This window comes from Stenotrophomonas sp. Sm6012 (assembly GCF_030985895.1).
GTDB lineage: Bacteria > Pseudomonadota > Gammaproteobacteria > Xanthomonadales > Xanthomonadaceae > Stenotrophomonas > Stenotrophomonas forensis.
In genome coordinates this window covers 1-10,924 of record NZ_JAPTFX010000153.1, presented here as the reverse complement: position 1 = coordinate 10,924, position 10,924 = coordinate 1, and the positions used below count along the sequence as shown (strand labels likewise).

Genomic DNA, 10,924 nt, shown 5'->3' with positions numbered 1-10,924 from the left:
TTGGTCGGCACGCCTACGTGTCGTCGCTTTCCGCGTCGGCCTCGAACAGGTGCATCAGGTCGTTGCGCGCATCGCGCGAGGTCTGGATCACCGCCGCCTCGTCGTCGTAGACCAGGTACTGGTCGCGCAGCAGCTGTTCGTCATGTTCGCGGAAGCGCTGCACATGGCGCTCGGCCACGTTGGCCGCAATACCCAGCGCGGTCAGCACACGCCCGCTCATCTCCAGGCTGGTGCCGAACACTTCGCGGAACGGCTCGGCCGACATGTCCATCAGGCGCCACGCATGCTGGCGGTTGCGCGCTCGCGCCAGCACCGTCGCATCCGGATACAGCCGGCGCACCATGCGCACCGCGCGCAGGTTGGTCTCCGGGTCATCCACGGTGATCACGAACACATCGATGTGCTCGCCACCGGCCGCGCGCAGCATCTCCGGCCGGGTCGGGTCGCCGTAGTACAGCTGGTTGCCGAAGCGGCGCAGGTCGGCCACGGTGTCCGGGTTCGCCTCCAGCGCCACGAACGGCACCTTCTGCGCGGTCAACAGGCGCGCGATCACCTGGCCGAAGCGGCCCATGCCGGCGATCAGCACTTTCGGCCGGTTGTCCGGTGCCACCTTGTCAGCCTCGGCGGCCTGGCGCGGCGCGGCCTTCTCCTGGCCGAGCAGCTTGAGCAGCGCGATCATCAGCAGCGGCGTGATCGCCATCGACAGGCCGACGATGGCCACCAGCCGGTCATGGTTGGCGTTGCCCAGCAGGTGCGCGCGCTGCGCTTCGTTGAACACCACGAAGGCGAATTCACCGCCCAGCCACAACACACTGCCCAGCAATAGCGACTGCCGCGAACTGAGCCTTGCAATACGCCCGATCACGTACAGCAGGCCGAACTTGACCACCAGCAGGATGCCGACGCCCGCGGCGATCAGCCACGGCTCGGACGCGATGCGGTCGAGGTCGATGCCCATGCCCACGGCGATGAAGAACAGGCCGAGCAGCAGCCCCTTGAACGGCTCGATCTGTGCTTCCAGTTCGTGCCGGAACTCCGAATCGGACAACAGCACGCCGGCCAGGAAGGCGCCGAGGCTGGGGCTGAGGCCTGCTTCCTGCATGAACCAGGCGGTGCCCAGCACCACCAGCAGGGCGGTGGCGGTGAACACTTCCGGGCTGCGGGTGCGCGCAATGATGCTGAACACCCTGCGCAGCACCGGCCGCCCGCACAGGATCACCACCGCCAGCGCGCCCAGCGCCACGGCCGCGTCCTCCCAGCGCAGCGTCTCGTTCTTGACCCCGCCCAGCAGCGGGATGGCCGCCAGCAGCGGGATCGCGATCAGGTCCTGGAACAGCAGGATGGCAAAGCCCAGCCGGCCATGGTCGCTGTTGATCGCCTTGTGCTCGGACAGCAGCTGCAGGCCCACCGCGGTGGACGACAGCGCCAGCGCCACACCCACCACCAGCGCGCTTTTCCACTGGAAATGATCGAGCAGCAACAGCCCGCCCAGTACCAGCCCGGACAGCGCGACCTGCGCCGCACCGGCACCGAACACCGAGCGCCGCATCACCTTCAGGCGTGCCGGCGACAGTTCCAGGCCGATCACGAACAGCAGCATCACCACACCGATCTCGGCGGCGCCGAGGATGCGGTCGGCGTCCTGCACGAAGCCCAGCCCGTCCGGGCCCAGCACCACGCCGGCCGCCAGGTAACCCAGCACCGCGCCAAAGCCGAACTTCTTGAACACCGGCACGGCGATGACCGCCGCCAGCAGCAGTACCAGCGCCAGTTCCAGACCGCCGCTATGCATGGGAATACCTGGTCATCGGGGGAACCGGCCGCGCGTCCGTTCGGAGGAGGAAAGGGATGGCGAACGCCACCGCGACATTATGCGCGCCGGTGCGTGTACGCACGAGGACACGCGTGCGGGCAACGCTGCCGGCTGGCCCCGGGTTGACCTGCCTGCCCGGCAGGTCCAGACTCCCCGCCGCTGGCGGCGCGTCCGCCGGCACACGCATCCCGGAGTCCCCAACCCATGTCCAGCGACAGTAGAAGTCGACCTCGTTCGACGCCAGCGATGGCCACCGCCTGACATCGGGACGGTTTGCCTGCGTTGGCGTTGCGCGAGGTCGCACCCCCACAAGGCAGAACCGATGAACCAGAAGCAATTGCTGCGCGCAGGGGCCGATGCTGCTGCCCTGGCCGCACCCCTGGCGAACTACAACACCGCCGACGCGGTGGAGTTCCTCAATACGCTGGAGCTGATGCGCGCCGCGGACACGCTGGCGGCGCTGCCGTTGCCTCGTGCGGTGAAGATGCTCGAAGCGCCGGAACTGCACCGCAGTGGCGAGCTGGTGGCCGCGTTGCCGCCGGCCCGTGCCGCCGCCCTGCTCGGGCTGATGGCCGACGACCGTGCCACCGACATCGTGCACGAGCTGGACGAGGACGAGCGCGCGCGGTTGATCCCACTGCTGGGCACCGATGCGCGCCAGGCCATCCAGAAGCTGCTGAGCTACCCGCCCAACACCGCTGGCGCGCTGATGACCACCGAGTACGTGGCGGTGCCCGCCAGCTGGACCGTGGCGCAGACCCTGCAGCACATCCGCCAGGTCGAGCGCACCCGCGAAACGGTGTACGCGATCTACGTTCTGGACCCGGCCAGCCAGCACCTCCAGCAGGTGGTGACCATGCGCCGGCTGATCACCGGATTGCCGGAGGAATCGATCCTGGACGTAGCCCAGGTCAACCCGCCGGTGACCGTTGACGCGCTGATGGACCAGGAAGAAGTGGCACGGCTGATCCGCCGCCACGACCTGCTGGCGATCCCGGTGGTCGACGCGCAACAGCAGATGCTCGGCATCGTCACCGTCGATGACGTGCTGGATGCGCTGATCGAGGAATCCACCGAGGATGCGCACAAGTTCGGCGGCATGGAAGCGCTGGACAAGCCGTACATGCAGATCGGCTTCCTTGAGATGCTGCGCAAGCGTGCTGGCTGGCTGAGCGTGCTGTTCCTGGGCGAGATGCTCACCGCCAGCGCCATGCAGCATTACGAGGACGAGCTGGCACGCGCGGTGGTGCTGACCCTGTTCATTCCATTGATCATGAGTTCGGGTGGCAACTCCGGCTCGCAGGCCACCTCGCTGCTGATCCGCAGCCTGGCGCTGCGCGAACTGCGCCTGCGCGACTGGTGGAAGGTGGCCCTGCGCGAGATCCCGACCGGCATGGTACTGGGTGCCATCCTCGGCTGCCTGGCCATCGTGCGCATCGTGATCTGGCAGCTGGGCGGCCTGCACGACTACGGCGAGCACTGGATCCTGCTGGCGATCACCATCGGTGCGGCGCTGGTCGGCATCGTCACCTTCGGCTCGCTGTCCGGCTCGATGCTGCCGTTCATCCTGAAGCGCCTCGGCTTCGACCCTGCCAGCGCCTCGGCCCCGTTCGTCGCCACCCTGGTGGACGTGACCGGCCTGGTGATCTATTTCAGCATCGCCGCGATGATCCTGCACGGCACGCTGCTGTAAGCCGGAACCCCGCCTTTGGTAGGTGCCGACCTTGGTCGGCACGCAGAACAAAAAGGGGACGGAGGGGATTAAGTCGTTTGTGCCACAAACGACTTAATCCCCTCCGTCCCCTTTTTGGGTACCGTAGGCGCATGAGTACCTACCATCTGCAGTCCGTGTTCCGCCCGCAGTCGGTCGCGGTGATCGGTGGCAGCCCGCGTGAGCGTTCGGCCGGCCGGGCGGTGATGCGCAACCTGCGTGGCACCGGCTTTCCCGGCAAGGTGGCCTGGATCAACCCGCGACATGCCGAGATCGATGGCATCCGCACGGTCAAACGGCTGAAGGACCTGGACTGGGTGCCGGACCTGGTGGTGATCACCGCGCCGGCGGCGATCGTGCCTCAGGTGGTGCGCACCGCCGCCGAGCGCGGCGTGCAGGCGGCGATCATCCTCACCGCGCACCTGGGCGAAGGCCCCGGCTCGCTGTCGGCGCAGGTGGAGGCGGTGGCGCGCACGCATGGCCTGCGCATCCTTGGCCCGCACTGCCTGGGCGTGATCGCGCCGCATGCGCGGCTCAACGCCAGCATCGCCGCGCATTTCCCGCAGGCCGGCGACCTCGCGCTGATCTCCGAATCCTCGGCCATCGCCGCCGCACTGGTGGAATGGGGCGTGGCGCGCTCGGTCGGATTCTCTGCCGTGGTCTCGCTGGGCGACACGATGGATGTCGACTTCGGCGATCTGCTCGATTACTTCGCCACCGACTACCGCACCCGCGCCATCCTGCTCTACGTCGAGCAGATCAAGGACGCGCGCAAGTTCATGTCGGCCGCGCGTGCGGCCGCCCGTGCCAAGCCGGTGGTGGTGGTGAAGTCGGGCCGCGCCGAACGCGTGCAGCCGGGCAGCCGCGATACCCACGTGCAGGCGCTCGCCCGCGCCGACGATGTCTACGGCGCGGCGTTCAACCGCGCCGGCCTGCTGCGCGTCGGCGCGCTGGACGAACTGTTCACTGCCGCCGAGTCGCTGGGGCGGCTGGGCACCTTCCCCGGCCGCCGCCTGGCCATCCTCAGCAACGGCGGCGGTGTCGGCCGCCTCGCGGTGGACCAGCTGATCGCATTGCGGGGCACGCTGGCCAACCTGTCCGAGAGCACCATCGAAAAGCTCGACGCGGTGCTGCCGCAGGGCTGGTCGCGCAGCAATCCGGTCGACATCGTGGTCGATGCCGACGGTGACCGCTACGCCTCGGCCATCGAAGCGCTGCTGGCCGACAACGAAAACGACGCGGTGATGGTGGTCAACGTGCCGACCGCGTTCACCTCGTCCGCCGATGCAGCGCAGGCGCTGACCCGCACGCTCGGCCTGCGCCCGCGCCACCACCGCGACAAGCCGGTGTTCGCGGTGTGGCTGGGCAACGACGACCAGGCCACCGCCACGCTCAACGCGGCGCGGGTGCCGACCTATCCGACCGAGGCCGAAGCCGTGCGTGGCTTCCAGCATCTGGTGCGCTACCGCGAAGCGCAGAACGCGCTGATGGAAACGCCGCCCAGCCTGCCACAGGATTTCAATGTCGATGCGGCGGCTGCGCGCGCGCTGGTCGATGCCGCGCTGGCCAATGGCCAGCAGTGGCTGGACCCGCTGGCCACCCATGAGCTGCTGAAGGCCTACGGCATTCCGTCCGCGCCGGTGATGCACGCGCGCGATGCGCACGAGGCGATGGACCTGGCGCAGCCGCTGCTGGAGCGCGGCGCCAGCGTGGCGTTGAAGATCCTGTCGCCGGACATTCCGCACAAGTCGGAAGTGGATGGCGTGCGCCTCAACCTGGGCACGCTGCCCGCGGTGCAGAGCGCGGCCAATGCAATCCTGTCGCGTGCCCGCCAGCTGCGGCCCGATGCACGCATCGATGGCCTGCTGGTGCAGCCGACCATCGTCCGCCCGAAGGCGCGCGAGCTGATCGTCGGCATCGCCGACGACGCCACGTTCGGCCCGGTGATCGTGGTCGGCCGTGGCGGCACTGCGGTCGAAGTGATCAACGACAAGGCGCTGGCACTGCCGCCGCTGGACCTGCGCCTGGCCCACGAACTGATCGGCCAGACCCGTGCCTCGCGCATCCTCAAGGCCTACGGTGACGTGCCAGCGGCCGACGAGCGTGCACTGGCGCTGGCATTGGTGAAGCTGGCCCAGCTGGCCGCCGATATTCCCGAAGTACGCACGCTGGACATCAATCCGCTGCTGGTCGATGGCAAGGGCATCCTCGCCCTCGACGCACGCATCGCCATTGCGCCCTCGCGCATCCTGCACAAGGGCCGCGGCCACCCCCGTTTCTCGGTGTTCCCGTACCCGAAGGAGTGGGAGCGCACCATCGAACTGTCCGACGGCGGCCGCGCCTTCGTACGGCCGGTGCGGCCGGAAGACGACGCGCTGTTCCGCGCGTTCTTCGCCCGTGTCAGCGACGAGGACCTGCGCCTGCGCTTCTTCCAGTCGGTGAAGCACTTCAGCCACGAATTCATCGCGCGCCTGACCCAGCTGGACTACGCGCGCTCGATCGCACTGGTGGCGATTGAACCGCGCAGCGGCGAGATGCTCGGCGCGGTGCGCCTGCACGCTGACGCCGATTACCACCGCGGCGAGTACGGCATCCTGATCCGCTCGGACCTGAAGGGCCACGGTATCGGCTGGCGGCTGATGGCGATCATGATCGAGTACGCCAAGTGGCTGGGCCTGGATGTGGTCGAGGGCCAGGTCCTGCGCGAGAACAGCACCATGCTGGCGATGTGCCAGAGCTTGGGCTTCAAGACCAAGCTGGACCCGGACGACCCGACGGTGATGATGGTGACCCTGCCGGTGCAGCAGGTCGAGGTGCCTGAGGTGCCCCCGGTGGAGTGAATCACGCCCGGCGGCACACCGGCCTCAGCGCAGGGGTTCCACCACCACCGCCGTGCCATAGCACAGCACCTCGGTCAGCCCGGTCATCACATCGGTGGCGTCGTAGCGCATGCCGATGATCGCGTTGGCGCCCAGTTGCCGCGCGTGCTTGACCATGTCGCGGTAGGTTTCCTCGCGGGCCTGTTCGCACAGTTCGGTGTAGATGGTGATGTTGCCGCCGAACAGGGTCTGGATGCCGCCGAGGAAATTGCCGACGATCGAGCGCGAGCGCACGGTGATGCCACGCACCACGCCCAGGTTGCGCGCCACACGGTAGCCGGGCAGCTCGAAGGCGGTGGTGACCAGCGAATCGTCGAAGCGCAGCGCCGGAGGGGAGGGGATGCCGCTGTTGTAGGGGTCTGCCATGGTCGCGTCCGTGTCGTTGCCTTCTGTAGAGTCGAGCCATGCTCGACTGGCTGTGGAGCCGTCTCGCAAGCTCGACTCTACAACCCAACGGCCCGATGCGGCATGGCTCTGTCACTGTACTGGCGCGACAATACCGCCATGACCGACCGTATTCCCCTGCTGCTGCTCCCCGGCCTGCTCAACGATGCCGAGCTGTGGCGCGCCCAGCTGGCCAACCTGGCCGATATCGCCGACTGCACGGTGGGCGACCAGACCCGGGGAGAAACCCTGCAGGCGGTGGCCGAAGACGTGCTGGCGCAGGCACCGGAGCGGTTTGCGCTGGCCGGCTTCTCACTCGGTGGCTTCGTCGCCCAGCAGATCCTGCGTATCGCTCCGGAGCGGGTAGTGCAGCTGGCATTGATCGACACCTCGATCCATGCCGACTCGCCCGAGCGCGCAGAGCAGCGTCGCAACCAACGTGCCAGCGTGCGCCTGCCGGGGAAATTCCATGGCTTCGGTGATGCACTGATGCGCAGCTACATCGATGCCTCGCGGCTGGACGACTACGTGCTGGTTCAGCGCGTGCGCGACATGACCGCGCGGCTGGGCGCCGAAGTGTTCCTGCGCCAGAGCGCGCTGGAGCGCCGCGATGGGCATGACGTGCTGGCGGGTTACCGTGACCCGCTGCTGATCGTGTGCGGTGCCAACGACCGCATCACGCCGCTGGCAGTGAGCGAGGAAATGCACGCGCTGGTGCCGCATTCGCAGCTGGTGGTGGTGCCCGATTGCGGGCACCTGGCGCCGATGGAGAAGCCGGAAGAAGTGAGTGCCGCCATGCGTGGCTGGTTGCTGCAGGAGGAGGGATAACCCCGCCTTCGGTAGGTGCCGACCTTGGTCGGCACGTTGTTTCAGCGATCGATCACAGGCCAGTGCCGACCAAGGTCGGCACCCACCGATTCGGTGCCGCAAACACGGTCGGGATCAATCCCAGGCCGGGGCGATGCCTTCCGGGTTGGCCAGGCGATGGCCGCGGTCGAGCTTGGCGATCTGCGCCATGTCTTCGTCGGTCAGGCGCACGGCCGCCGCGTCGAGGTTGGCGGCGAGGTTGTCGCGCTTGGTCGACGACGGAATGACCGAGAAGCCCTGCTGCAGCGCCCAGGCCAGCGCTACCTGTGCCGGGGTGGCCTGGTGGCGGCCGGCGATGGCCTGGATCACCGGGTCCTTCAGCACTTCGCCATAGGCCAGGCTCATGTAGGCGGTGATGTGGATGCCGTTGTCCTGCAGGAACTTCACCAGCAGGCGGTTCTGCAGGTACGGATGGATCTCGACCTGGTTGGTGGCGATCGCGTCGGCACCGAGGATCTCGATCGCCTTGCGGGTCTGCGCGATGGTGAAGTTGGAGATGCCGATCTCCCGGGCCAGTCCCTGCGCCTTGGCTTCGGCCAGTGCCGGCAGGTATTCCTCCATCGGCACGTCGACCTTGTCGTTCGGCGACGGCCAGTGGATCAGCGCCAGGTCGACGCGGTCGGTGCGCAGTTTTTCCAGGCTGGTGCGCAGGCTGGCCAGCAACGCATCGTGCTTGAACTCGGTGATCCACACCTTGGTGGTCAGGTACAGATCGTCGCGCGGCACACCCGATTCGGCGATGGCCTGGCCGACTTCGGCTTCATTGCCGTAGATCTGCGCGGTATCAACGGCGCGGTAGCCGACCTCCAGCGCGTTGCGCACCGAGTCGATCACGGTCTGGTCCTTCAGGCGGAAGGTGCCGAGACCAAAGGCGGGGACAGTCATGGGAAGCTCCAACGGGGGGAAGGGAGTAGCAGGAGAAGAGGGTAGGGCAGGCACCGTATGCATGCCGGCAACGGTGCATTGCATGAATCAATGCGCGGTGGCGGCAATGCCGTCGGCGCGCGGGTCGATACCATCGCGACGGTCGAGGCGACCACTGAGCGCGGTCAGCGCGTAGGCGCCAACCACCACCAGCGCGCCCAGCCACGGCGTATGCATCAGGCCGATGTGCTCCACCACCAGCCCACCCAGCGAGGCGCCCAGGGCGATGCCGATGTTGAATGCGGCGATGTTCAGGCCCGAGGCCACATCGGTGGCCTGCGGCGCATAGCGCTGCGCCTGCTTGACCACGTAGACCTGCAGGCCTGGCACGTTTCCGAAGGCGACGGCCCCCAGCGCCAGCACCGTCAGCAGCATCAGCACGCTGTTGGAGGCGGTGAAGGTGAGCACGAACAGCACGATGGCCAGCAGCGCGAAGATGCGCTTCAACGCCGGCACCGGGCCCAGGCGGTCGGCGAGTCGACCGCCCCACAGGTTGCCGATCGCCACCGACACGCCGTAGACCAGCAGCACCAGGCTGACCGCATTGGCCGAGAAGCCGGTGACGTCCTGCAGGATCGGCGCCAGATAGGTGAAGGCCAGGAAGGTGCCGCCGTAACCCAGTGCGGTCATTGCGTAGACCAGCAACAGGCGCGGTTGGCCCAGCACCGCCAGCTGCTGGCGGAAGCTGGCCGGTGCGCTCTGCGGCAGGTTGCGCGGAACGAACAGCAGCGCGCCCAGCAGGGCTATCACGCCGAGGCCGGCCACGGCCAGGAAGGTGGCGCGCCAGCCCAGGTGCTGGCCGATGAAGGTGCCCAGCGGCACACCGGTCACCAGCGCCACGGTCAGGCCGGTGAACATGATCGCGATTGCGCTGGCGGCCTTCTCCTTCGGCACCACGGCAGTGGCGATGATCGCGCCGATCGAGAAGAACACACCGTGCGCCAGGCCGGTGAGGATGCGCGCGGCGATCAGCGAGGTGTAGCCCGGCGCCATGAAGGCGATGACGTTGCCGAGGGTGAACAGCACCATCAGCGCCACCAGCAGGGTCTTGCGCGGCACGCGGCCGGTCAGCGCGGTCAGCACCGGCGCACCGATGGCCACGCCCAGTGCATACAGCGAGACCAGCAGGCCGGCCGAGGGCAGGCTGACCTGCAGGTCGGCGGCGATGGTCGGGATCAGGCCGACGATGACGAATTCGGTGGTGCCGATGGCGAACGCGCCGAGGGTCAACGCCAGCAGGGCGAGGGGAATGCCACGGATCATGACAGGGTCCAGCAGGGGAAGAGGCTGCGCAGTCTGCGCCGCCGTCCTTGGCTGAAAAACCGGTCTTCACGCCAATCACTCTTGCCGTGCAGTCAATAATGGCGGCATGAAGACGACGCTTGATGAAATGCAGGCCTTCCTGGCAGTGATCGACAGCGGTTCGATCAGCGCCGCCGCCGAGCAGCTGGGGCAGACGCCGTCGGGCGTGAGCCGCGCGCTGGGGCGGCTGGAGGACAAGCTGGGCACCACCCTGCTGACCCGCACCACCCGCCGCCTGCACCTGACCGTCGAGGGCGAGGCGTACCGGCGCCATGCGCGCGCGATCATCGATGCGGTGGAGTCGGCGGAGGAACAGATGGCGGCACGCCGCGAGCGCCCGGCCGGGCGCCTCCGCGTGGACGCGGCGATGCCGTTCGTGCTGCACGTGATCGCGCCACTGGTGGCCGGTTATCGAGAGCGCTACCCGGACGTGCAGCTGGAGTTGAACAGTTCCGACCGCTACATCGACCTGCTGGAGAGACGCACCGACCTGGCGATCCGGATCGGGCCGCTGGCCGACTCCACCCTGCATGCACGGCCGCTGGGCCGCTGCAGGCTGCGGCTGGTGGCCAGCCCGGCCTATCTGGACAGGTCGGGCGAGCCGAGCACGGTCGCCGCGCTCGGCCAGCACACCCTGCTCGGTTTCAACGAGCCGGAATCGCTGAACCGCTGGCCGCTGCCCGGGGAGTCGGAGGGATTGCTGCTGGTGCGCCCGGACATGGCGGTGTCCAGTGGCGAGACGCTGCGCCGGCTGGCGGTGGAAGGGGTGGGCATCACCTGCCTGTCCGACTTCGTCACCGATCGCGACCGCGCCGCCGGCACGCTGGTGCCGGTGCTGGCCGCGCAGACGCTGGAGGTGTACCAGCCGATCCATGCGGTGTACTACCGCAACACGGCGGTGTCGGCGCGGATCAGCTCGTTCCTGGATTATCTGGCCGCGGCGATGGCGCAGAGCGATTACCTGCGCTGAGCGTTGCCGCCGGGTTGCCGGCAGCGGCCGCCACTACCGCAGGCTCCGGTGGATGCGGACCAACGGTCCGCATC

At 68.0% G+C, this 10,924-nt stretch carries 8 protein-coding genes; 4 read left to right on the top strand and 4 right to left on the bottom strand.

What is annotated here, in order from left to right; all coding sequences use genetic code 11:
• Positions 1-13: 13 nt before the first annotated feature.
• Positions 14-1,792: a monovalent cation:proton antiporter-2 (CPA2) family protein gene (locus O0J73_RS19150; protein WP_308309392.1), complete on the bottom strand. Its 1,779-nt coding sequence runs from the start codon at positions 1,790-1,792 to the stop codon at positions 14-16.
• Between the two features lie 343 nt (positions 1,793-2,135).
• Between O0J73_RS19150 and mgtE the strand changes: the two genes are divergently transcribed.
• Both mgtE and O0J73_RS19140 read left to right on the top strand, forming a co-directional pair.
• Positions 2,136-3,506 (top strand): magnesium transporter, encoded by a 1,371-nt coding sequence (gene mgtE / locus O0J73_RS19145; RefSeq protein ID WP_308309391.1) that lies wholly within the window; start codon positions 2,136-2,138, stop codon positions 3,504-3,506.
• Positions 3,507-3,637: 131 nt separating this feature from the next.
• The gene (locus O0J73_RS19140) at positions 3,638-6,364 is read left to right on the top strand and encodes a bifunctional acetate--CoA ligase family protein/GNAT family N-acetyltransferase (protein WP_197563364.1); all 2,727 of its coding nucleotides are present in this window, start codon (positions 3,638-3,640) and stop codon (positions 6,362-6,364) included.
• Positions 6,365-6,388: 24 nt separating this feature from the next.
• Here O0J73_RS19140 and O0J73_RS19135 read toward each other — a convergent pair whose 3' ends face one another.
• On the bottom strand, positions 6,389-6,769 hold the full coding sequence (locus O0J73_RS19135; protein ID WP_006475882.1) for a YbjQ family protein: 381 nt from the start codon (positions 6,767-6,769) through the stop codon (positions 6,389-6,391).
• 138 nt (positions 6,770-6,907) lie between these two features.
• Between O0J73_RS19135 and O0J73_RS19130 the strand changes: the two genes are divergently transcribed.
• Entirely contained in the window at positions 6,908-7,615 is a 708-nt protein-coding gene (locus O0J73_RS19130; RefSeq protein WP_308309394.1) for an alpha/beta hydrolase, read from the top strand.
• A gap of 114 nt (positions 7,616-7,729) precedes the next feature.
• On the opposite strand, the gene dkgB is transcribed toward O0J73_RS19130, so the two are convergent.
• Both dkgB and O0J73_RS19120 read right to left on the bottom strand, forming a co-directional pair.
• Positions 7,730-8,539 (bottom strand): 2,5-didehydrogluconate reductase DkgB, encoded by an 810-nt coding sequence (dkgB, locus tag O0J73_RS19125; RefSeq protein ID WP_197563368.1) that lies wholly within the window; start codon positions 8,537-8,539, stop codon positions 7,730-7,732.
• An 87-nt stretch (positions 8,540-8,626) separates the two neighbouring features.
• A complete protein-coding gene (locus tag O0J73_RS19120) occupies positions 8,627-9,841 on the bottom strand; it encodes an MFS transporter (protein ID WP_008267945.1) in 1,215 nt (404 codons plus the stop codon).
• Positions 9,842-9,947: 106 nt separating this feature from the next.
• Between O0J73_RS19120 and O0J73_RS19115 the strand changes: the two genes are divergently transcribed.
• Positions 9,948-10,850 (top strand): LysR family transcriptional regulator, encoded by a 903-nt coding sequence (locus O0J73_RS19115; RefSeq protein WP_308309390.1) that lies wholly within the window; start codon positions 9,948-9,950, stop codon positions 10,848-10,850.
• Positions 10,851-10,924: the final 74 nt, after the last annotated feature.